Raw genomic sequence first — 24,910 nt, 5'->3', positions numbered from 1 at the left:
GATATGTTACCGTTAGATTACGATCTTGCAAAGTAAAATATTACATTTTTACTAAAATAAGATTTTAAAATTAGACTAATCGGTTAGGTATCTAACCAAGCAATAAACACAATCATGAAGATTGAAAACAATTAAAAATCAAATAGATAAAAATAAAAAAATATCAAAGCAAACCTTCTAGCGGAGCTGTTAAAAACTAGACCAAACGGACAAATTTTAAACAGACCACTACTTTTTAATCTTACGTTCTTGTTATTGATAAGCGCACGAAACGAAAGCAACTGAAACGGCTCCTCTCTTCGCCATGAATCAACATATATGACCGCACTGGAGCTTTACATCACGAGCTTAGCTCGGGCGCATCTTTATTCGGTGAGCTCTAATGCGACCTTCATACAAACCTTTTCCACCTTGTATAAGACTAATATCGCAGTCCAGTTGTCGACAATTCCTCCTAGATCGTGTTGAAAAAAAGTTAAAACAGGTCTATATTGTCGACATTAGTTAAATAAAGACCAAGTATAGTGTTAGTAAAAAGCGAACAAGCTATAACCAATGCAGACCGTACTTTCTTTCAATTAAGAAAGGATATTGTTGAAGGCATTATTCCCGCAGGCAGCAAGCTCAGCGAAATGGAATTGTCGACAAAGTATGAAGTTAGTAGAGCCGTTATTCGTGAAGCCATAAACCGCCTAGCCACCTGCCACTTAGTAGAACGAAAAGCTAATGTAGGGGCTCGTATAGTTGCACTGTCACCTGAAGGACTAGTTCAGCTATATCAAGTGCGTGAAGCGTTAGAAGGTATGGCCGCCCGTTTAGCTGCCCGCCACATGAGCGATAAAGAGATTGCCGACATGCAGGCGTTACTCGATAGCCACTTCGATAAAGTAAAAGATGGACAAAGTTATTATCAAGAAGCCGGCGATGTAGACTTTCACTACCGAATTGTAACTGGCAGTAAAAATGATCATCTTATTAGCGTGCTTGTAGATGGGCTCTACCATTTAGTGCGTATGTATCGCGTACAGCTAGGTATGGCTGGCCCTCGCGTTAGCACTGCGTTTGACGAGCACAGACATATCGTAAACGCCATTGCCAACCGCGATGAGGAACTTGCCGAAATGCTTATGCGTCGTCACATTCTTTATTCAAAAAACAATATTGAGAAGAAGCTTAATCATGACTAAACATTTAAAGCTTCCTACAACCCTAATTTACCTCTCCCCTACCTTCAAATAAGCGAGTGATTATCATGAGTGCAGGAAAGAAATTCAGAACAGCCTTAGAGAACAACAAGCCTCTACAAATTGTAGGCACCATTAACGCCTATACCGCTATGATGGCAAAAGCCATTGGTCACCAAGCCATTTACCTATCAGGTGGCGGCGTAGCAAATGCCTCTTACGGTCTACCTGATTTGGGTATGACCTCGCTTAACGATGTCATTGCAGACGTACAGCGTATTACAAGCGCATGTGACCTGCCGCTTATGGTAGACATAGACACAGGTTGGGGAGGTGCATTTAACATTGCCAAAACCATTCGTGACATGGAAAAAGCCGGTGCGGCAGCCGTACATATGGAAGACCAAGTTGCGCAAAAGCGCTGTGGCCACCGCCCTAACAAAGAGATTGTGAGTACTGGAGAGATGGTCGACCGTATTAAAGCTGCGGTAGATGCCAGAACTGACCCTGACTTTTTCATTATGGCGCGCACCGATGCGTTTGCTCAAGAAGGGCTAGAGAAAGCTATTGAGCGTGCAAAAGCCTACGTTGCTGCAGGTGCAGACGGCATTTTCGCTGAAGCGGTACAAACAGAGGAACATTACCGCGCATTTGCTGAAGCACTAGACGTTCCGATTCTTGCCAATATTACTGAGTTTGGCAAAACCGAACTGTGGAACAAAGAAGAGCTTGGCGAATGGGGAGCTGACATGGTGCTTTACCCACTAAGTGCTTTCCGTGCGATGAATAAAGCAGCAGAAATGGTGTACAAATCTATACTTGAAAACGGCGATCAAAAAGCCGTTGTCGACACCATGCAAACACGCATGGATCTGTACGATTATCTTGGCTACCACGAATACGAGCAAAAGCTAGATGCCCTATTCGCCGAAGGTAAGAACTAACACGAATACGAAACAGCAGGAAGCGAGTGAGGTGCGAGGCACCATTGAAGCTGGAACGGTGCACAGGGCGTTACCACGCCGTGAACCCATCCATGGGGGCTCCGTTTCGGCATCCATGCCTCAAAGGGGTAACGCCCTGTGCACCGCCCCTACTCTCTCGGTGCCTCGCACCCTACTCGACCGCTGAGTTCAATGTAATTTTTATTTCTAGATTTTTAAAAAAGTACCTTACACATTTTACAAGACCGGAGACAACAAGATGGCTAAACAGTTAAGTGGCGCGGGTTTACGCGGCCAAGTTGCAGGTAAAACAGCATTATCAACCGTAGGTAAATCAGGTTCTGGTTTAACGTATCGTGGCTACGATGTAAAAGACTTAGCGCAAACCTGTCAATTTGAAGAAGTAGCGTACCTTATTTTAAAAGGCAAGCTACCTAACCAGTCTGAACTTGACGCTTATAAAACTAAACTTCGCGGTATGCGCGGCCTTCCTACCGCACTAAAAGAAGTGCTAGAACGCATTCCGAAAAATGCCCACCCTATGGACGTACTTCGTACGGGTTGCTCAATGCTAGGTAACCTTGAAATGGAAACCAGCTTTGAACAGCAGCAAGACGTGACAGACCGTATGTTGGCATGTTTCCCAAGTATCATTTGTTACTGGTACCGCTTCTCGCACGACGGTGTACGCGTAGATGTTGAAACCGATGACGATTCAATTGGTGGTCACTTCCTACACATGCTTCACGGCGAAAAACCAAGGGAACTGCATGAGCAAGTTATGCATGTATCACTCATTCTTTATGCAGAGCATGAATTCAACGCGTCTACCTTTACGGCTCGTGTTTGTGCATCAACCCTATCTGATATGCATTCTTGTGTAACAGGTGCTATTGGCTCACTCCGCGGCCCGCTTCATGGTGGTGCTAACGAAGCAGCCATGGAAATGATTGAGGGCTTTACGTCTGCCGATGATGCTGAAGAAAAAATGATGGGCATGCTTGAGCGCAAAGAGAAAATCATGGGCTTTGGTCATGCAATTTACTCAGACTCTGACCCGCGTAACGAGATTATCAAGCAGTGGTCCGAAAAACTGGCTGCCGATGTAGGCGACGACGTACTTTACCCTGTGTCTGTTCGCTGTGAAGAGGTCATGTGGCGCGAGAAGAAGCTTTTCTGTAATGCAGACTTCTTCCATGCTTCTGCGTACAACTTTATGGGCATACCTACGCCGTTATTCACGCCAATCTTCGTTATGTCTCGTCTTACAGGTTGGGCAGCACATGTAATGGAGCAGCGCGCTGACAATCGCATTATTCGTCCATCAGCAGAATACACTGGCGAAGAGCTTCGCCCTGTGCCTGCTATCAGCGAACGCGCGTAAGGCAAAGGTTGAGTTTTATGAATATTGATTACCGTAAACCGCTTCCAAACGCGGGTATCGATTTTTTCGATACCCGTGAAGCGGTAAATGCTATTGAACCAGGTGCCTACGCCAAGCTGCCTTACACCTCACGTGTACTGGCAGAAAACTTGGTACGTAAATGCGCTCCCGAAATGTTAACCGACTCGCTTAAACAGCTCATTTATCGCAAGCGCGACTTAGACTTCCCATGGTTTCCAGCTCGCGTAGTGTGTCACGACATTTTGGGTCAAACGGCACTTGTAGACTTAGCTGGTCTTCGCGATGCTATTGCAGCAAAAGGCGGCGACCCAGCAAAGGTGAATCCAGTAGTGCCGACGCAGCTGATTGTTGATCACTCACTCGCCGTTGAACACGCGGGTTTCGAAAAAGACGCGTTTGAGAAAAACCGTGCCATTGAAGACAGACGTAATGACGACCGTTTCCACTTTATTAACTGGACAAAAACGGCTTTTAAAAACGTAGATGTTATCCCACCAGGTAACGGCATTATGCACCAGATTAACTTGGAGCGCATGTCGCCGGTTATTCAAGCTCGCGACGGCGTTGCATTCCCTGATACCTTGGTAGGTACCGACAGCCACACGCCGCATGTTGATGCACTTGGCGTAATTGCAGTAGGTGTAGGCGGTCTTGAAGCGGAAAGCGTTATGTTGGGCCGAGCATCCTACATGCGTTTACCTGATATTGTAGGTGTTGAGCTTACTGGCAAGCCTCAGCCAGGTATTACAGCAACCGACATTGTATTAGCCCTTACTGAGTTTTTGCGAAAAGAACGTGTGGTATCTGCTTACCTTGAATTCTACGGTGAAGGTGCATCGCACTTAACCTTAGGCGACCGCGCCACTATTTCAAACATGACACCGGAATATGGCGCCACCGCAGCCATGTTCTACATTGATCAACAAACCATTGATTACTTACGCCTAACTGGTCGCGAAGAAAAACAAATTGCGCTGGTTGAGCAATACGCTAAGCACACCGGTTTGTGGGCAGATGAGTTAGAAACCGCCGAGTATGAGCGCGTGCTTACGTTCGACCTTTCTTCTGTTGGTCGCAATATGGCTGGCCCTTCAAACCCGCACGCTCGCTTACCTACCAGCGATTTAGAAAGTCGTGGTATTGCAGCGAAGTGGGACGAGGAAGAAGGCAAAATGCCTGATGGCGCGGTAATTATTGCGGCTATCACAAGCTGTACTAATACCTCGAACCCGCGCAATGTAATTGCGGCAGGTTTGCTTGCCAGAAATGCCAACGAGCGCGGTTTAACCCGTAAACCGTGGGTAAAAAGCTCACTGGCACCAGGCTCTAAAGCCGTTAAGCTGTATCTTGAAGAAGCTAACTTGATGAGCGAACTGGAAGATTTAGGCTTTGGCGTTGTGGCCTTTGCGTGTACTACCTGTAACGGGATGAGCGGCGCGCTAGACCCTAAAATTCAGCAAGAGATCATCGACCGCGACCTATATTCTACGGCGGTATTGTCTGGCAATCGTAATTTTGATGGCCGTATTCATCCCTATGCCAAGCAAGCATTTTTGGCCTCGCCACCATTAGTGGTCGCTTACGCCATTGCCGGCACTATTCGTTTTGATATTGAAAAAGACGTACTAGGTACGGACAAAGACGGCAACCCAGTAACGCTTAAAGACATTTGGCCAAGCGATGAAGAAATTGATGCCATTGTGGCAAAGTCGGTGAAACCTGAGCATTTCAGGAAAGTGTATGAGCCGATGTTCGATTTGAGCGTAGATTACGGTAAAGACATAAACCCGCTTTACGACTGGCGTGAAATGAGTACTTACATTCGCCGACCTCCTTATTGGGAAGGCGCAATGGATGCTAAGCGCACCATGAAAGGTATGCGTCCACTGGCGATTTTGGGTGACAACATCACCACCGATCACCTGTCACCGTCTAACGCCATAATGGCAAGCAGTGCAGCGGGTGAGTATCTTCACAAAATGGGCTTACCTGAAGAGGACTTTAACTCGTACGCTACCCACCGAGGCGACCACTTAACCGCACAGCGCGCTACCCTTGCCAACCCGAAAGTATTCAATGAGATGGTGACGGAGAACGGGGAAGTGAAGCAAGGCTCACTGGCTCGCGTTGAGCCGGAAGGTAATGTAGTACGCATGTGGGAAGCCATTGAAACCTACATGAACCGTAAACAACCGCTGATTATTGTTGCTGGCGCTGACTATGGTCAGGGCTCATCTCGGGACTGGGCTGCTAAAGGCGTGCGCCTGGCAGGTGTAGAGGTGATTGTAGCGGAAGGCTTCGAGCGCATTCACCGCACCAACCTAATTGGTATGGGTGTTCTGCCGCTTGAGTTTAAGCCGGGTACAACTCGTAAAACCCTTGAACTAGACGGTACAGAAACCTATGACGTAAGCGGCGAACCTTCACCAGGCGCAACGCTTACGCTGGTAGTAAACCGCAAAAACGGCGAGCAATTAGAAGTACCGGTGACCTGTCGCTTAGACACAGCTGAAGAAGTCTCTATTTACAGCGCAGGCGGCGTATTACAGCGCTTCGCAAAGGACTTCTTGGAAGCAGAAGCTAGCTGAATACGTAGAACGAACTTTTGGTGGGAGGAAGTGAATCAGTTACAGGGCACGCCGTGAATACGTCCTTGTAGGCTCCCAACTCGCATCCTTGCGAGTTGGAGGCCCTGAAACTAATCCACCACCTCCTCTGAAGTTCGGCCAATGTTACATCAGCTAGTTTTTGCTTGGAGAGAAAGAGCGGTTACAGGACTTACAGTAAATTCGTACCTGTAGGCTCACAACTATCATCCTTGCGAGTAGAGGACCCTAAAAATAACTTACCTCTCCTCTTAGAAAAGTGTTTATTACTTTTGGATGGAAGTTGTTTGTGATTTGAAACTTTCTAGCCGCATAGATGCGGCTGGGGAGCGCATACGGACTTATTCACAGCGTGTTTCAAATCGTAACCTATTTAGACTCTATCAAAACAAAATGGTTTTTTAATTTAAGAGGGCGTTGATGCACCGCTGAAACCGTCGGGGCGTAGACCTCACCTCTCTAAAAAAGTTTATTACTTTTGGGAGGAAGCTGTTTGTGATTTGAAACCCTCCAGCCGCAAGGATGCGGCTGGGGAGCGCACATGGATGTGTTCACAGCGTGTTTCAAATCACAAACAGCTTTCGACCTTCCAAAACAAAAAAAGGAAAAAACATGACAAAGTATGCGCCACAACTTCGAGTGCCGGCTACCTATATGCGTGGCGGTACCAGTAAAGGTGTGTTTTTTAATTTAACCGACTTGCCAGAGGCAGCACAAAAGCCAGGGCCAGCGCGCGATGCCCTGCTTCTACGTGTTATCGGAAGCCCAGATCCATACGCTAAGCAAACCGACGGTATGGGCGGTGCGACATCAAGCACCAGCAAAACTGTTATTTTGAGCAAAAGCGATCGTGAAGGTTATGATGTTGACTACCTTTTTGGACAAGTAGCTATCGACAAACCTTTTGTAGACTGGAGCGGTAACTGCGGAAATCTAACCGCAGCCGTTGGCGCTTTCGCTATTAGCAATGGCTTAGTTGATAAGAGTAAGATTCCGGAAAACGGCATTGCCACCGTCAACATTTGGCAGGGCAATATCAATAAAGCCATTATCGCCAAAGTTCCTATTACTAATAGCGAAGTGCAGGAAACGGGTGATTTCGAACTTGATGGCGTTACCTTCCCTGCTGCAGAAGTAGAAGTGGCATTTGTTGACCCAGCTGATGGTGAAGGCGCTATTTTCCCAACTGGCCGTTTAGTCGACACACTTGAAGTACCCGGCGTAGGTTCATTTCAGGCGACCATGATTAATGCAGGTATTCCAACCATTTTCATCAATGCAGAAGATATTGGTTACACGGGTACTGAATTACAAGACGACATTAACAGTGATGCTGAAGCGCTTTCAAAATTCGAAGCCATTCGCGCATACGGTGCAGTTCAAATGGGCTTAATTGCAGATGTAGGTGAAGCCGCAAATAGACAGCATACACCTAAGGTCGCGTTTGTGGCTCCTCCAAAAGGTTACAAAGCATCAAGCGGAAAAGATATTTTAGGTTCTGACATAGACGTATTGGTGCGCGCGCTTTCCATGGGAAAACTACATCATGCGATGATGGGTACAGCAGCAGTAGCTATTGCCGCAGCGGCTTCAATTCCCGGAACCTTGGTGAATATCGCAGCGGGCAAAGATGAAAGAGACTCGGTGACTTTTGGGCATCCATCAGGAACGCTCAGAGTAGGAGCAAAAGCTACGTTTGACAACGATAAATGGAAAATTGAGCAAGCTGTAATGAGCAGAAGTGCTCGTGTTCTAATGGAAGGGAATGTCCGTGTTCCACTCGAACAGCTCTAACCATCTGTACAAAACATAAGTCATACCTTATTTAGACATAAGTCTAAAAAGCCCTCTCACAGAGGGCTTTTTCTTTCGCGCTTAGTTATTATCAAGACTTAAGTGCCTAGAGTAGTTCACATGTATAAAGTTCTTGTAGTAGAAGACAGCTTAACTGTCCGTAAGATCGTTAATAAACTTATTGAAGATAACCCTCACTTTACCTGTGACTTATGTGAGGACTTAGCCGAAGCGCAAAGTGCTCTTGAAAGTGACAACGAATACTTAGCCGCCATCGTTGACTTGAACCTACCTGATGCGCCAAACGGAGAAAGTGTAGAACTTGCACTTTCACACAACGTTCCGACTATTGTTCTAACTGGTAACTTTGACGAGTTCACTAGAGCGCAGTTATTAGATCAAGGCGTACTGGACTACATTACAAAAGAATCTCGTTACTCGTACCTTCAAGTTTCTAAATTAGTCGATCGCTTAAGAAAAAATCTAACCACGAAAGTACTTGTTGTCGAAGACTCAAAAACCAGTCGAAATCATATCTGTTCGTTACTTCGCAAATTCCAGTTTCAAGTACATGAAGCCACTGACGGCATAGAAGCCCTTGATGTGCTTGAAAATCATCGCGATATCAAAATGGTGATCGCGGATCATAGAATGCCCAATATGGATGGCTATGAGCTTGTTAAAACGATTCGCCATGAAAGGAGGATGCAAGACTTAGTTTTCATCGGCCTTTCAGCTACCGGCGATAGTGTACTGACGTCTAAATTTATTAAATGCGGCGCTAATGACTTTTTATCAAAGCCGTTTTATCACGAAGAGTTTTATTGCCGCATAATGCAAAACCTTGAATCACAAGAAATGATTCAAACCATTTGTGACTCAGCGAACTTAGACGCATTGACGAAAGTCTATAATCGACGTTTTTTACATGAAAAAGCGGAGGAGCTTTTCGCCAATAGTGCATCTAGAAAAGACGTTATTGTATCTATGATTGACGCTGATAATTTCAAAAGTGTGAACGATACGTACGGTCACAAAACCGGCGATATGTTACTGCAGGAATTCGCTGCGCTACTGAAAGATTACTTCCCTGACGACCTAATTGTGCGCTATGGCGGCGAAGAATTTACCGTGGTATCAGTAAGGCAGCCGAAAGTGTATCTATCGGCGCTTTCTGCATTTATGGATGCAGTTCGCACTACGCTGTTTACCACTCACAAATTTAATATTACATGCAGTATCGGCGTGAGTACTGAAGAGCACAAATGTTTAGAGTCGCAGCTAGAAAAAGCCGACGCGCGCTTGTATGACGCTAAACATGCCGGCAAAGACCAGATCATTTTGAGGGATTTACAGCAAAAGGCCTCTTAAAAACCAGTGGGATATTAAAGAAACCAATCTCGGATTGGTAGCGTCGCCGCTCCCACTGCAACCGGGCAATCAGTTACTCCGGCATAAACAATTTCTGGCATTGGACGCTTAGCGCCTCGTCTAAATTGTGCATATACATCAATTCTGGGAATGACTTTTTGTGCCAATTTAGTAGGGATATGACCACCAATGATAATGGCTTGGCTATCCAGTAACGCAGAGCTTGCCGTAGCAACTAAGTCGAAGGAGTCTTGTACTTTATAGATCCATTCATCAACACCGGGCCATTCAGGATCAAACGTTTCGTTTAAGCGATACACAGATGGCACTTCTACACCGTGCTTTAACAATATACGCTCAAGTAACTGCAGATTTGGGTGGCTATACAGTTTAGCTGGCAGCATATCGCCTAGCTCCCCAGCATTACCATGGGTGCCTCGAATCATGTCACCGTTATTAATCAAGCCACCTCCAAAGGCACTGGATACGAAGAAATAGACAAAGTTCTTATACTTCCTTCCTACACCTGCAATACCCTCTCCAGCGGCTGCACCGGTTCCATCATTTACTACCCAAGTAGGCAAATTAAATGTATCTGCCACAGTGTCTGCAATATTAATATCAGCCCATTCTTCAATTGCATGGTGTGTATTCATCTTTCCATCATTTGAACTAAAGAAACCAGAAATTCCAACACCAATGCCGAGTACTCGAGCGCTGTCAATATTATGCTCGACTGACATTGCTTCAACTTCTGACACGGCTTTACAAAGAACAGAGGCAATCCCCATATCGTCTAACTCAATATGACGGGTAGCGACTACTTCGCCTTTAAAATTCATCAAGGCAATAGATATCGCATCAAGCAATATTGATAAGCCATAGCAATAAGCGTACGCGGGGTTTGGCTCTAAACCTGTAGAAGCTTTACCCGAATCACCGACACTTCGAATAAGATCATCTTCAATAAGTGTATTAACCAAACGAGAAACGGTTTGTTGGGGTATTTTAGTTGAAGCGGATATTGCACGCTGTGTAATACCATGGGACCAAAACACTTCTTTTACTATGGCTTTAGGATTGTCTTGAAGTAGCTTATCGCCCTTACCTAGCGCAAAAGCACTTCGCAGCAATTGATTATTTTTAGCCGATGTCAGCATAGATTTTACTTTCAACATGTCCTAGTTAAGCTAGGCTTATTATACGTAACTGATGTTTGAGATCCTACTAAGATAAAACAGAAATCACTCTAAAGTCGTTTACATTTGTTCGTGTTGGGCCTATCTCGATATGTGAATTTAAACGATCAAAGAAGCCAAAGCTGTCGTGCTCTTTTAGCAATTCATCAATATCTAACTTTTCTTGTAACGCCATCGCTAGTGTATTTTCATCTATGTAGCCACCAGCAACGTCTTTACTGCCATCAACACCATCAGTATCGGCCGCTAATGCGCTTATGCCTACCTCGCCATTAAGCGAACGGGCTAGTGCCATGAGATACTCTTGGTTGGGACCGCCCTCACCTTGCGAGTCTCCTAAGGTCACGGTAAGTTCCCCGCCTGAAAACAATAGAACTGATTTGCCTCTTTTCTTGTATTCAAGTGCTATCTCTGCATGACGTTTAGCAACTGTTTGCGCTTCGCCTCGTTCTGTATAGCTAATAATCTCGGTGTCCCAACCTGCCGCTTTCGCTTTTTCGACAGCGGCATCAATTGCACTTTGCGCATTAGCTATCAGTGTATAGTCACCTGAGACTTTCGGAAGAGGCAAAGCCTGATTTAAGTGGTTGCGAATACAAGATGTATCGCTAAACCCATATTTATTGAGAATAACCAGGGCGTCTTCAGGCGTTGTGGTGTCTTGAACCGTTAATCCAGAGGCGATAAAAGTAGGGTCATCACCCACAACATCTGAAATAACTAAGCTGGTATTTTTCCCTTTCGACGCTGCGGCAAGCCTTCCCCCTTTAATGACGGAAACATGTTTTCTTACTGTATTCATTTCCTCAATGCTTGCACCACTTCGCAACAAGAATTTGTGTAGTGCAAGTTTCTCATCCAGCGAGATGCCCTCTGGCGGAGCACAAGCAAGTGCCGACCCGCCGCCGGAAATAAGGAAAATAACGTTTTCTGAAGGCCTTACCTCAGATGCCAGAGACAACAGCGCTTTAGCACCTTCTACGCTATTTTCATCGGGGACTGGATGTGCGGCTAGGCGAACCTCAATATTGCCTGTCGGTTCTGTATTTTCATAGCCATAACGTGTCACCACCAAGCCATAAGCGTTGTCGCCAAAGTAGTTATAGGCCTCAACGGCCATATCTGCTGCCGCTTTACCTGCACCCAAAACACATACTCGCTGATTTTTATCAATCGATGAAAAGTACTGAGGCAAACAGTGTTTAGGTTTGCTGACTCTTACCGCTTCTTCGTACAATGATAAAAGAAATGTTTTGCTCATGAAAAACCTCTAAAAGGGTCCAAAGGACCCTTATGAAAATAGTGAAGGGAGAAGTAAGCACACACTTAGCATTAGGACAAAAAAGCCTAGTAATGTAAAAATGTCGCTCTTAGTGAGAATAGAGTGAAAAACAAGCGCTTTAGTATAATTTGAAGATACTGATGAAGGCCATACAGTGCGCGCTACCATTGAAACCGCGCAGGTGACAACAAAGCCGATGACATTCCACCAGAACCAAAAAATGTCTGGAACGAATAGCCAAATAATGATGTTTGTACCCACGCCTGCAATGAGACCCAAATTAACGTGTCGTCCGCTTAACGTTTTACTTGCTACGGCAAGTAAAAAGAGCGCAAGTATAGGCCCGTAAAAAACAGAGCCAACTTTATTGATAGCTTCAATGATTGTTGGTGCAATATTTCCCGCAAACAGAGAGAGGACAAGCGTAACGCCACCCCATATCAAACCAGTTATTTTAGCCAAACGTAGATAGCTTTTGTGCTCAAGTTCGGTATCAGTTATACGGCAATAATCTTCAACGGTAACCGCCGATAGTGAATTGATAGCTGAGCTTAAGGAAGACATAGCGGCAGATAAGATAGCCACAATCAAAAGCCCTATTAACCCATGCGGTAGGTAATTTAGGATAAAAGTCGGCATCAACCAGTCAGGGTTATCAGCAGGGATTTTACTGAAAAAATCGGTGTTGGTAAGTGCAAGTGTGCCAACAATTAATCCAGAAAAACAATACAACAATGTTATCGGAAAACGAATAATTCCGTTGGCGACAATCATTTTTCGAAGGTCATTCTCGTTTCTTGCTGATAACGCACGCTGTGCCTGGGTTTGGTCACAGCCATAATAGGATGCGTAGAGAACAATCCCGCCAAACAGCATCGGGAAGAAGCCGAAGCCATCGCCGCTAAAACCCAGCGAAGAAAAATCTATTGCGGTTAGGCGCTCTTTTGGAGCTTGTTCTACCAGTGCGTCAAAGCCGCCCAGTGCATGAAGCCCGATGACGATACAAGCTATGGTGCCCAGCACAATTATAACCATTTGTATCGCATCAGCATAAACTACCGCTTTCATACCGCCTTGTAGCGAATAAAGCACAGTAATAATGCCTGTGAGCACCACTGCCTGCCAAGCTTCAATACCCATAGTGCCTTGCAAAATAATAGACACTGCATAAATCATGATACCCGTTGCAAATGCACGGCTAAATTGGAAAACAATACTTATTAGAACGCGAGTTAAACGTCCAAATCTTTGCTCTAAGTAATCATATATGCTGACTACGCCTGACTTGTATAGGGATGGGAGGATAGTACCTAACAGTAGAATCATGGCAATAGGAATGCCCAGCTCATAAGACAGCCAAATCATTCCGCCTCCATCTCTTAAACCAACGAAAGCGGGAGCAGAAATAAAGCTAATTGCAGAGAGCTGTGTGGCCATTACTGAAAGTGTTAGAGGTTTCCACCCTAACGTTCTGCCACCAAGAAAATAATCACCCTTGTCTTCTTGCTGCCTTAAGGCGAACCCCATATACAGCAAAGCGCCAAGGTAACCTATCACTACAATATAATCTAAAAAATTCATATGCTGTTCTTATTATTCAAGTCGCGAAATAAAAAGCTGATAGCTCCATTAAGAGCCATCAGCGAGGGGGAGTGTCAACGTCGACTAAAAATCATAACGCAAACGCAGCGACACGCGGCGCGGTAATATGGGGCGGCCTACAAAGTAAGATTCACCTGCCGTTTGGCTATTACCCAGACGAGGAGACCCTTCAGTAATACCATCTGAATCGAATAGATTCCACACAGCAATACTTGCACGAAGCTGTTCACCTTGACCGAGCTCCCATGCATAGCCTGTATCTAGGCGAAATACGTGGAAATCATCTAACTCAACAGAATTAGCGTCATTAGTGAAGTTTTTACCGTGGTAGTTGTGGTAAAAAGAAATATCCCAGTCGTCTAACGTGTAGCGCAAAGCAGAGTTAAACATCACATTCGGCTTTCTTCTCAACTCGTTACCAATGACAGAAGGGTCTGAATCGTACTCGGTAAATTCATGATCAGTGTAGGTAAAGTTAGCGTCGAAGATTAAATCATCGGTAATGTTGTAACTACCAACGATTTCAACACCATAAGCTTCTGTTGACTGAAAAACAGGCACTTCAATTGCTACGCCGTTTTCATCGTTAACGAAGTCAACAGAACGTCTATCCTCAAGATCTGTTTTGAACAAAGCGACCGTACCGATAAAATCATCCAGGAAGAACTTAGTACCTATCTCGGCCTGCTTAACAATCTCACTTTCATAACTTCCAGGTTGGCCATTAGGATCAAACGCAACGCCGCGGAGTTCAGGGAAGAAGAAACCTCTAGAATAGTTAGCATATACGTTAACGTTATCAGTAAGCTTATAAAGTGCAGCAATTGAGAAGGCTAGTTCTGAATTATCTACCTTACCGTGAGTTAACGCGCCGTTTCCTGCCACATTTACTTGTAAGTTCTCGTAAAGCGCAGGATCGTCATTAACGACAACTGTTTGACTGCCTTCTCGTGTAATTGTGCCGTCTATCTCTTCCCAGCGTAAACCGACATCAATAATCCAATCATCACTTTGCATTTGATCAGCAATGTAAAAAGCATTTCTTCGAGCTGAAATAGTCGTATCAGAAAAACTAATACCTGGGCCAGTTACGCCGTTTTGACTGACTATCACGCTATTATTGTCTGCATCGGTAATCGATAAATCAACCAAACGTGCTTGGTTATTAAATTCGCCTAAATAGCGCGTTATAACATTATTATCTTCAGCCTCACTACTTGAGAAAAAAGTACCTACCGTAATGCTGTGAGAAAAGTCGCCAATATCAAGGTATTTAACGATATTAAGTTCAGATGAGAAGTCTGTAGCGGGCCTGTCTCTGTCTAGGATGCGATTTGCAAATAATAAGTCGCCTTCTGGAAGGGCGATATCAGTGCCAGCATAGGTAAATGCTGCACTGCCTAGCTCATCAAGCCCACGATTTGCTAAATATTCACTTTGCGTTTCCGGCACATTGATAATGCCGTCTCCATCTAGGAATAGGTTAAACTGGTGGTCGTAACTAGCATATTTCGCACGTGCAAGAACGCTATAGTCGTTACCTAAATCTTTTGAGAACTCCATTGAGATAGAGCCCCCTTTTGTTGCCACACCTTCTTCGATGGGCGTACGATAGCGACCATCTGCGGTGTCATACGACAACCCAGAAGCATAAAAAGTTTGCGTTGACTCAACTTCCGCCCCGTCATTTCCTGCAACACGCTCACGGCTCTGTGCATCTAGCGGGATAGGTAGGAAAAACTGTACTTCATCGTTTATCGCTTGCCCGTAAATAGTGAAATAGCCGCTGCCATCATCAAATTCTTTATGGATATTACCTCGAACTTGGTAGCCTTCAGTAGGCAACCCCGTGTCAATAGGGCCTTCATCATAACGATAAAAACCAGACATAGCGTAGTACATGCCTTTTTCGTTCAAAGGACCACTTGTCGCAAAATCTAAACGCTTGCGATTGTTGTCAGACAGTTCTAGCTGTACTGTACTTTCAGAAAGTTCGGTCCCTTTCTTCGAGAGGTAGTTAATAACCCCTGCAACAGAGCCTTGACCAAATAGGTTTGACACACCACCGCGTACAAACTCAACACGCTCAATACCTAAATCGTTTCTAAAGTACACATCGTATGCAGATGAGTTCAGACCAAACGCACTCAAAGTGGGTGAACCATCATAAAGTAAAGGCGTAAACTGGAACTGTCCTGATGACGGCAAACCTCGTACCTGTAAGTTAGTTGCAACTTCACCGCCACCGCCTTCTACCTTTATACCCGGCACATAGCGAAGTACATCGGCTTGACTACTCATTGATAGTTTCGCTACTTCTTGCGCGCCCATAGATGTAGTGGACTGCGGTGTCTCTGCTACCAAGCGAGCACGACTGGTGCCCGTAACAACGATTTGCTCATAATCTTTCTTAGCTTTGGCGCCTTGATCACCACCCGTTTCTGCGGCGTCCTGAGCGATTGCATTTCCAGCTAATAACGACGAAATCGTCGTCGCAAGAAGTAACTTTTTCACTGTGTATCTCCAACCGTTTTTAATTGTATTGCGTGCTGTAGTAGGGCTTCACACACTGCCGAACATAGCACCTATCGATTAACTTCCCATTTACAATAAAACACAAAATCATTACTTTCAACTCAAAATGGGTTTTATTTTTAAATTTTTGTGTAATAATCGCTGAATTAAAAACTCATAGTGGGTAGAGAGCAATGACTAAAATAGATAAACGTGATGAGCAACTCATTGAAGAAGCAAAAGCAACGCTAATTAAGAACGACCTTGGAGGTTATACGGTGCCAACGCACGGGTTGTATCCTTTTCAGTGGAACTGGGATTCGGCTATAGTAGCGTTAGGTTGGCTTCCCTTTGACGAGCCTAGGGCTTGGGAGGAAACCACGTCATTACTTAGCGCGCAATGGAAGTCAGGAATGGTGCCCCATGTTGTTTTCCACAAGCATTCAGATACTTACTTCCCAGGTCCTGATATTTGGGGTGTAAAAAACACGCCTGATAGTACATCTATAACGCAACCCCCTGTCCTAGCCACAGTAATCAAGTCACTCTTTGAAGAAACGAAAGACCGTGAGCTAGCAGAAGCCCAAATAAAGACGGTGGTTCCACAGCTTATTGATTACCACTTGTGGTGGTACAAACAAAGAGATCCGGAAAATACTGGTTTAGTAGTAAGCTATCACCCCTGGGAATCAGGAATGGACAACAGCCCTGCGTGGGATGCCGCTTTAGAGGCAGTGCCCTGTGTTGACTGGGAATATACGCGTCGCGACACAAGTCATATTGATGCGTCTGAGCGCCCACACAAAAAAGAATATGATCGCTTTTTGTACCTTGTCGACTTTTTCCGCAAGATGAATTTTGACGATACATTAATTTATCAAGATTGCCCTTATCGCGTGAATGATGTAAGCATCATCTCTATTCTGCACCGCGCCACAAAAGACTTGCTAGCGATATGCGAAAAGATAGGTGTGAATAACGAACAAACGGCTTACCTTGAAAAACGACTCAACCTAACTGAAGGTGCAATTAACAAGCTTTGGTGTGTCGAAACTAACATGTTTCATAGTTTTGACACCCGAAGCAATTCAATGTGTAAAGCTCGTACATCTGCCGGACTTTTGCCGTTTTTCGCAGGTCTTGTCGGCGAGCATCAAACTGACTTACTTACAGGCGAGTTGGATAAGTGGCTTAAGCATAGCGAATACGCCATTTCATCGACCCACCCTGAAGACCCTAATTACGAGCCTCAGCGCTACTGGCGCGGCCCTATCTGGATTCATATAAACTGGATGATAGTATTAGGGTTAGAAGACTATGGTTTCTCGCAACAAGCGCAGCGCATCACAGAGGGCAGTCGCGCTTGTATTTATACAAGTGGGTTTAACGAGTCGTTCCATGCAGAAACTGGCGCGCGAAGTGGCGGAGCTGATTTTTCTTGGACTGCTGCAATGGCGCTTTACTGGCTTTTACCTAACACTGCGAAAAAAGGTTAAGGAGTTTTTATTATGCTTTCTCAACCAGATTTTTCGTCCAAAGAGTTTTTAAATTCGCACATTAAAAGCATACTCGCATTTTATGAGCCAAATGTTGATGCCCCGTCTGGAGGTTTTTACCAAAACTTCATGGATGATGGCAGTGTGTATGATAAACAAACTCGCCACTTGGTAAGCTCAACCCGTTTTGTATTTAACTACGCAAGGGCTTATTTAGCCTATGGCGATAATCAACACAAAAAACGCGTCGAGTCTGGCATTCAATTTTTACGCGACCATCATTTGCAACAAGACACAAAAGGATATGCCTGGACGCTCTCTGTAGATGAAATGGAAACCACGGTTACTGATGCTACCAACCATTGTTACGGTTTAGCATTTGTTATCTTAGCCTATAGCTGGGCACTTCGCGCTGGGGTAAAAGAGGCGGAGCAGTATATTCACGATACGTTTTCTCTTATGGAAAAGTATTTTTGGGATAGTGAATTCGGATTATACAAAGACGAATTTAATGCTGACTTTTCACAATGCAGTGACTATCGTGGGCAAAATGCAAATATGCATAGTTGCGAGGCGCTGATTGCAGCTTACGAAGCAACCAGTCATAAACCGTTTCTTACACGCGCTTTAGAACTCGCTAAAAACATCACTATTCGACAGGCGAATAAAGCGGATGGCCGCATTTGGGAACACTATACGAAAACGTGGGAAGTAGATTGGGATTACAACAAAGATGATCCGAAAAACCTTTTTCGTCCTTGGGGTTTTCAGCCCGGCCATCATACTGAGTGGTCAAAGCTTTTGTTACAAATTCACCAATATGAAGCACAAGATTGGCTAATTGAACGCGCCTGCTCGTTATTCGACTCGGTAATTAAGTTAAGTTGGGACGACGCAAACGATGGTTTGTACTACGGCTTTGCACCAGACAATAGTATCTGTGATGATGAAAAATACTTTTGGGTTCAAGCTGAATCTTTTGCTTGTGCTGCGCGCTTAGCCCTCGCTACTGGTAACGAGGAATATTGGCAGTGGTATAACCGGATTTGGGGTTATTCGTGGAAGCACATGGTTGACCACCAATTCGGCGCCTGGTTCAGGATTTTGTCGGCGAAAAACGATAAGCTTGAAGAAACCAAAAGCCCTGTAGGGAAAACGGATTACCATACTATGGGCGCCTGCTACGACGTAATGGATGCATTAAGCTTTTACCAAAGCTAACCAGCGTTGACTTACTAGAAGCGCCGCTTTTGCTAAAGCGGTGCTTTTTATTTATATTCAAAATAGAGCTCTATAGCTTCAAGTCGATTACATCCAAGACCTTCTGGTTGACTCCACTTCAAACAAAACACTATCTGCTAGTTTATTGACGTATTCCTCTGGTAAAAACGGCACCGTCACCGCGCCTGAAGCCAGAACAAATTTAATCGTGGCTAGCTTTTTTCGTTTCATGAAAACGCTCTGCTTCACAATTACTTGCTGCGCTTTATAGGGCTCAAAACATTGATAGTCGACACCTATACGACCTCGTCTTATATACACATATTTGTTATCGTAAGCTATTCCCCATCGCCACCATCTAAGTGTCAGCAAAAGCGCTACAGAAATAAAAATAGTAACTGCGCCAATCATAATGTCTAAATGGGAAGTGACGGCTCCCAGTGTGAAAAAACCAAAAACTGGCAACGTCCAAACGGCAAGTAACCAAAACCTAATAAACCGCTTACTGATGGTTTGATAACTTTGACCTCTCAGGTCGCATCCTGGCATCACCTCTTGACTAAGCTCAAACGCTTCATTCTCGGTGACCGATGGAACGATGAGCTTATTTGGTGACATGAGTTCCTGCATTTGCTGCCCAGCAGTAGAGTTTTGCTCGAAGTACAAATTTACTCGTTTAAGAATCTTATCTAGCCAGTCTTGTTTTGCCGTAATCATTTGAATGCGTGACGCTCGCATGCTGACTTCAAGCTTATTGAGCAAACCGCTGCGACGGATGTATCGGTCTCCAACTCTTGAAAGTGTATAGCCATAGAAAGTGAGTAGCGCGCCACCTACGCTGAGTAGCGCCACTAACGCCATTAGCATCATTAGTATAACGAAGGCATACAGCCCAAATTGCCACCAAGCGACCGTTTGCTCACCTACTATTTGATTAAGCTGTAAACCTTTGTCAGCCAGCCACTCTGAAACCAGACCAAACACATCATCATAAAAAGGCGCAGCGGCACCCAGTATGATCCAAACGCGATTATTGGTAATACCGTGAATAATAATGTCTTTTACGGAACGACGGTTTAACACTTCTTCACTCGTATTGACGTTATCCGCTGCTTTAGCACTCATACTTTGTGTGCGCGAAGACGAAATTCCGTCGGACAATTCCTTATCAGAGAGCTCCTCACCAGCTAACTCACCTTTATAGCCCACTTCGTGATGTTCTTTTTCATATAACACCTGCTTTTTCAGAGCTTCGGCGTAGGCTTCTGGCACCGCCACTATTTTGGCCTCTTCTTTACCGCTTCCAGCCGTATCTAGCACTACTAATGCGTATCCAAAAGGACGATAATAAAAAGGGCGTTCTATCTTAACGTTTTGAATACGCCACAAAGGTAAGTTGGTATAGCGGCGTTGAAACACGCCATGATGAATCTCAACGTGTTGGTTATACACGCGAAACTTGTACATAAAAAAGCTTATTACGCCACTGCCACTTGTAGATAGAAGAAGAATTCCGGCACCTATTAGCACTTCAGGCGATAGCAAGTTATCCCAAATATTAAATGAAATGGCTAGCGCAGGAATAGCATAAATAAGCCCCTGCGCCATGTTGGTAAAATTACGAATGGTAAAGTACAAAATTGAAATAAGAGACAGACGCTGCCACTCATCGCCCGTTTCTATTTTCAGCTTTGGATCTGTTAAGTTCGCATCTTGGATTTGCGAGTGAAGCGGTGCATTTTCTTTATGCTCTTGTGTTTTATCAAGATGAGACACTTGATTTGTAGAGGTTTCAGGCGCTGTCATTAGCGAGCACCGATATCTTTGTGAGCGAGTATAAACTCACGTAACTGCTCAGCTCTTTCTATGCTTAACCCGGGTATTTCAAAGGTATGCATTTCGCCTCCTGCAGAAAATACCTGGAGTGAAGCAAGGCCAGCCCATCTATCCAGAGGCCCGCGATTAACTTCAACGTGCTGAACACGCAATATCGGCTGGCAAGATAGCTTCCTGAAAATTAGTCCCGACTGTTTGCTAATATCTTGCTCTCGTATTGCGTAGAATATGCGTACGTCAGCGAAAAAGTGATATAGAGCCCACACGCTACCTAATGCGACTATACCTGCAACCACATAAGGGTAAGCAAGCGTTAAGTTCTCAGGTAAAGTCCAGAAACCTTGCAATCTTATGGCCGTCGCAATTCCTCCTAAAACCAAAGCTATCAAACCAATTGAGAAAATATTTAGTGCACGGTACTTTTTTGAAATGGGCAATAAGGTTAATGTTTTAAGAGTAGGTATTTCATCAACACCAAGTTGACTGTTTGAAAATACTGCCTCTTTTTGTGCGCTATTTGTCATCACAATAATTCCTTTTACCACTATATTAATAAGAATAGTCTGCCGCCTTAGCGACAGGTATCTAGCTATCTTGCTGTGCTCAAATCTAATTTAATTATTGTTCTTATAACAAAAAAGAGGGCAAGCCCTCTTTTTTACGTTAACTATTTTAGTGCGTATGACGCAGACTAATCATCAACCTGCTGCTCGTTCAACCAATCGTGCAGTGCTTTCATGTCGTGCTGAACTGCCATTTGCAGCTCTTCTACCCAATCATGTACATTTTCCCACCAAGTTGGATGATCGCCTTGTTGAATTTGATTAGCGATACGCTGTACGCGAGCAAGACCGACAGAGCCAGCAGCGCCTTTTATTTTATGGGCCTGTGAGCACACTTCCGACTTCTCGTCCGCACTTAAGCTTAGCTGAAGTATTTCCATGTATTCCGGCATTTTTTCTTGGAATACTTTAACGCTAGCGCGCACCATTTCATCCCCTATTGTATCCACCAACATCTGCAACAAGTCCATATCTAAAATGTTACTTAATATTTTGTTGGGCTCAGGGCGCTCTACCTCACCATCAACTTCTAGCGGTGCTGGTGGTGCATGGAACAGTTCGTTGAACACTTCAATAACGCGAGATTTTTTAATCGGCTTGGCAATTACATCGTCCATACCGTTTTCTAGGTATTCATCGCGCTTTTTAATAACATTAGCCGTCAGCGCCACAATAGGTGTTTGCATTACCAAATCTTCTTCAATAATGGTGCTGGCCACATCAAAGCCCGTCATGTCAGGTAACTGAATGTCTAACAAAATGAGATCGTATTGGTTTGCTCTCACTTTATCTATTGCTTCTTGCCCGGTCATCGCTACGTCTACTTTCTGACCAAGTTTTTCCAGCAGGGCTTTGGCGACCATAACGTTTAATTCAATATCTTCTACTAACAAGATATTAAGCCCCGTCACTTGAAGCTGCGCGACCTTCATTGGGCTGTTTGAAATTTGAACTGGCAGTACAATTTCAAAACGGGTGCCTTTGCCAACATTACTAGAAACGTGAATTTCACCTTTCATCAAGTCGACCATTTGTTTACAAATGGCAAGACCAATACCCGTTCCTGTCGCTGACTGGTGATCCGGGTGATCAACCTGATAATACATAGCAAATATCTTATCGATTTCGCTTTCAGGAATACCTACACCCGTATCTTCAATAATAAAGGTAACGTAAGCTTTATCGCCATCAGGCTTAGTTGATGATACGGATAAGCTCACATGCCCTTTTTGAGTGAACTTCACTGCGTTAAACAGGATATTCCACAAAATTTGACGAAGTCGCGTACCGTCTATTTCCACTAAACGAGGTAACGGGTCTTTAATGGTCGTTTTAAACTCAAGCTGTTTATCTGCGGCAAGCAATCGAATAATACTGCTTAACTCTTCGGTAAAATCTTTTAGAGAAATCGTTTTAAGGCTAAGTTCTAGCTTATCTCTATCTAACTTATCAAGGTCAATGATATCGTTGAAGATATTACCCAGCGTTATAGCACTGGCATAGATTGTACTTACCCAACTGAATTGCTCGGCGCTTAATTCGGTATCACGCAACATGCGGCTTAAACCAACGATACCGTTTAACGGTGTCCGAAGCTCGTGACTAATGGTCGCAATAAAGCGTGTTTTATCTGTACTTGCTTTCGCCGCTGCATTTTCAGCTTGTTTACGCTCGGTCATATCACGACCGAATGACAGAAGACCTAAACGGTTACCCTCTTTATCGAAGAAAGGTACACGCTTCATTTCGAAGTAGCGACGACGCCCGTCGGCAAAGCGAAGCCATAGTTCCTCTGTGATACTGGCATTGGTTTCTAAAACTTCGTGATCGCTTGCCACAATTTGGCGAGCTAGCTCTTCTTCGTATACATCTTTTGGCGTCAACCCAAGCAATTCTTGCTCAGTTTTGCCGGTCATTAACTCAGCTATTCGATTACAGCCGGCAAACCTACCTTCTTCGTTGCGGTAGTAAATTAAGTCGGGCGAAGCATCGATGATAGAGCGCAATAAGGTAGATAAGCGTCGCGCTTGGGCTTCCTGTTCAGATTTATCCTGAATTTCTCTTTCTAAATCTTTAAACAGAGCTTCACGCTCTTCTTGCGCTTGCTTGCGCTGCTCTATTTCATGGTTTAGCTGTCTTATATTGCTTTGAAGCTCTCGATTAAGAAACACATCTTCTTCGCGTAAGCTTTCAAGTTGACTAACCACTTCCTTCAAGTTAGTGCGGGAATTCTCAAGCTGCTTTATTAACTCACTGAAAAAGTAGAGCACCCAAGGCGCAGATAACATAGTGAGAATAACTGCGCTTATGAAATCGTCTGGCTGAACTTGGCTTCCCATACTAACGCGTATCACGTAGGAACCGCCTAGCGTGAACACAAGTGAAAGAACAACAAACAAAATGCTGAGCTTTAAAGTGCCAAAACGCTGAACAAATTGAGCAAAGCGGATTGCCCAAGAGTCGTTTGGTGAATCTGAATGCATGTACGTCTAATCTAAACTTATTTTGCCGTATCCTATCAGGCTTTCCTCACTTCGGGAATGCGGTTTATTAAACCTAAGTGACAACATCGTTTTACTCTTGAGATTTAAACGGCGATTTTTCAGTAATTTCGTGGATAAATGCGGTATTAACCCAACCAACTTTGGTAAAAGAGACTTTCGCCCAATCCCCTTGTTTCTCTAGCACTTTCAATACCTCTCCTTTGTTTAAACCATTATCGATAGTAGAAAAAGATGTATCTGGCCCTTTTCTAACATTGAGCGAATTAGCACTCACATTAGCTATTTTCTTCACTGGGCTGGCCAAGTCACGATGAAGCTGATCGTGAGCTTCTCGTTGGGAGCTTGTTTCCAAAGATTCAGTTACCTGTAAGTTAGTGTCAGTTTGCAATAGTAGTGCTTTGAATTTTTGCAGAGGAAAAGCTGGGCCGGGGTCTACCTTACGGGCGGGTGCAATCTCCTCATGCCCCACGATGATTGAAATGTTATGGTGCTCGCACAAAGTTTTGCACAACGCTAGCGTTCGTGAAATTTGAATGTCTGAGTATTTATGCCAATAAGTAACTGCATGCTGATTTTTTCTTTTGGCTTCAAATACTTCGCTCTTTACATATTCTTTGCCAAACCAGCTTTCATAAGTGCTATTCCCTATTTTTTTAAGCTGACCTGCGTTATCTAGCTCAATGCCTATTGAATATTGGTTCAATCGACTCCGCCCTTCAAAGTGACTTTCGCCTGCGTGCCATGCAATTTTGTTAGTTGGAAGCATTTGTACAATGTCGCCATTTCGCCCTACAGCAAAATGGGCCGACACACCGCTATCAGTATTGGTCAAAACATTAACTGATGATTCAAGGCTACTTCCTGCAGTAAAATGGATGACAATTGTATCAGGACACCCCTTCTCAAAAAGCCCCGAGGTATTGGGAGAAAGCTTAAAACTTACATCTTCGCCCGCCAATATATAGTCGTTTATGTTAAAGGCACAGCTGGGAGCTGCGTGTAAAGCTGTCATACAATAACCCTCACTAGCTTGCTAGATTGTGCTTTCAGTGAATTTTTATTCTCTTAATAACGCTTATGAACTCGTGAAAATTACGCGAATGTCCTATCAAGTGAGATACAACCTTACATACGGATAATTTTTAACCAATATAGCAAACTACTAATATGAGTGGAACCGTAGCTTTACGATTTAATAAAAATACAAACAAACCGCCATTGACAACATAAAACAACACACTTAAAGCATAATTATTCATCATTAAAAGCCAAATGAGAACTAATATCATTTAATATTGAAAAATTATTAACTTTTATCAGCTGATAACATTTTTGTTACAAACCTAAATAAGCAAACCTATGCCAATGATTAAAAAGGATTTAATTATA

Annotated in this window: 16 protein-coding genes; 8 read left to right on the top strand and 8 right to left on the bottom strand. The window is 44.1% G+C overall.

Features of this window, described 5'->3' with window-relative positions:
- The first annotated feature begins 524 nt into the window (after nt 1–524).
- From KL866_RS00230 to KL866_RS00205, 6 genes are all read left to right on the top strand, one after another.
- On the top strand, nt 525–1,187 hold the full coding sequence (locus KL866_RS00230; RefSeq protein ID WP_025256252.1) for a GntR family transcriptional regulator: 663 nt from the start codon (nt 525–527) through the stop codon (nt 1,185–1,187).
- Nucleotides 1,188–1,252: 65 nt separating this feature from the next.
- Nucleotides 1,253–2,128 carry a methylisocitrate lyase gene (gene prpB / locus KL866_RS00225; RefSeq protein ID WP_025256253.1) on the top strand — a complete coding sequence of 292 codons (876 nt, stop codon included), beginning with the start codon at nt 1,253–1,255 and terminating at the stop codon, nt 2,126–2,128.
- 259 nt (nt 2,129–2,387) lie between these two features.
- Entirely contained in the window at nt 2,388–3,512 is a 1,125-nt protein-coding gene (gene prpC / locus KL866_RS00220; protein WP_025256254.1) for a 2-methylcitrate synthase, read from the top strand.
- A gap of 17 nt (nt 3,513–3,529) precedes the next feature.
- Nucleotides 3,530–6,121 (top strand): Fe/S-dependent 2-methylisocitrate dehydratase AcnD, encoded by a 2,592-nt coding sequence (gene acnD / locus KL866_RS00215; RefSeq protein WP_025256255.1) that lies wholly within the window; start codon nt 3,530–3,532, stop codon nt 6,119–6,121.
- Nucleotides 6,122–6,751: 630 nt separating this feature from the next.
- Nucleotides 6,752–7,933, top strand: a complete 1,182-nt coding sequence (gene prpF, locus KL866_RS00210; RefSeq protein ID WP_214992301.1) for a 2-methylaconitate cis-trans isomerase PrpF — start codon at nt 6,752–6,754, stop codon at nt 7,931–7,933.
- 120 nt (nt 7,934–8,053) lie between these two features.
- The gene (locus KL866_RS00205; protein WP_214992289.1) at nt 8,054–9,304 is read left to right on the top strand and encodes a response regulator; all 1,251 of its coding nucleotides are present in this window, start codon (nt 8,054–8,056) and stop codon (nt 9,302–9,304) included.
- Between the two features lie 14 nt (nt 9,305–9,318).
- On the opposite strand, the gene KL866_RS00200 is transcribed toward KL866_RS00205, so the two are convergent.
- The 4 genes from KL866_RS00200 to KL866_RS00185 all read right to left on the bottom strand — a co-directional run bounded on the left by KL866_RS00200 (nt 9,319) and on the right by KL866_RS00185 (nt 15,901).
- Nucleotides 9,319–10,461 (bottom strand): ROK family transcriptional regulator, encoded by a 1,143-nt coding sequence (locus KL866_RS00200; protein WP_025256258.1) that lies wholly within the window; start codon nt 10,459–10,461, stop codon nt 9,319–9,321.
- Between the two features lie 70 nt (nt 10,462–10,531).
- The gene (locus KL866_RS00195; protein WP_214992279.1) at nt 10,532–11,764 is read right to left on the bottom strand and encodes a glycerate kinase; all 1,233 of its coding nucleotides are present in this window, start codon (nt 11,762–11,764) and stop codon (nt 10,532–10,534) included.
- Between the two features lie 30 nt (nt 11,765–11,794).
- Nucleotides 11,795–13,366: a sodium:solute symporter gene (locus KL866_RS00190; RefSeq protein ID WP_214992276.1), complete on the bottom strand. Its 1,572-nt coding sequence runs from the start codon at nt 13,364–13,366 to the stop codon at nt 11,795–11,797.
- An 84-nt stretch (nt 13,367–13,450) separates the two neighbouring features.
- Nucleotides 13,451–15,901 (bottom strand): TonB-dependent receptor domain-containing protein, encoded by a 2,451-nt coding sequence (locus KL866_RS00185; protein WP_311236114.1) that lies wholly within the window; start codon nt 15,899–15,901, stop codon nt 13,451–13,453.
- 194 nt (nt 15,902–16,095) lie between these two features.
- Here KL866_RS00185 and KL866_RS00180 point away from each other — a divergent pair, with 194 nt between their 5' ends.
- Nucleotides 16,096–17,397 carry an MGH1-like glycoside hydrolase domain-containing protein gene (locus KL866_RS00180; protein WP_025256262.1) on the top strand — a complete coding sequence of 434 codons (1,302 nt, stop codon included), beginning with the start codon at nt 16,096–16,098 and terminating at the stop codon, nt 17,395–17,397.
- A 12-nt stretch (nt 17,398–17,409) separates the two neighbouring features.
- The gene (locus tag KL866_RS00175) at nt 17,410–18,618 is read left to right on the top strand and encodes an AGE family epimerase/isomerase (protein WP_214992273.1); all 1,209 of its coding nucleotides are present in this window, start codon (nt 17,410–17,412) and stop codon (nt 18,616–18,618) included.
- 87 nt (nt 18,619–18,705) lie between these two features.
- Here KL866_RS00175 and KL866_RS00170 read toward each other — a convergent pair whose 3' ends face one another.
- From KL866_RS00170 to KL866_RS00155, 4 genes are all read right to left on the bottom strand, one after another.
- Nucleotides 18,706–20,424, bottom strand: a complete 1,719-nt coding sequence (locus KL866_RS00170; RefSeq protein WP_214992260.1) for a PH domain-containing protein — start codon at nt 20,422–20,424, stop codon at nt 18,706–18,708.
- Nucleotides 20,424–20,978: a PH domain-containing protein gene (locus KL866_RS00165; RefSeq protein WP_025256265.1), complete on the bottom strand. Its 555-nt coding sequence runs from the start codon at nt 20,976–20,978 to the stop codon at nt 20,424–20,426. The genes KL866_RS00170 and KL866_RS00165 overlap by 1 nt, the downstream gene beginning before the upstream one ends.
- A 167-nt stretch (nt 20,979–21,145) precedes the next feature.
- On the bottom strand, nt 21,146–23,500 hold the full coding sequence (gene arcB, locus KL866_RS00160) for an aerobic respiration two-component sensor histidine kinase ArcB (RefSeq protein WP_025256266.1): 2,355 nt from the start codon (nt 23,498–23,500) through the stop codon (nt 21,146–21,148).
- A 91-nt stretch (nt 23,501–23,591) separates the two neighbouring features.
- Nucleotides 23,592–24,533, bottom strand: coding sequence for an N-acetylmuramoyl-L-alanine amidase (locus KL866_RS00155; protein WP_214992238.1), 942 nt, complete (start codon nt 24,531–24,533; stop codon nt 23,592–23,594).
- Nucleotides 24,534–24,910: the final 377 nt, after the last annotated feature.

This window comes from Alteromonas sp. ALT199, assembly GCF_018619335.1.
Lineage (GTDB): Bacteria > Pseudomonadota > Gammaproteobacteria > Enterobacterales > Alteromonadaceae > Alteromonas.
The sequence above is the reverse complement of the archived record's forward strand: the minus strand, read 5'-3'. Positions and strand labels throughout refer to the sequence as shown.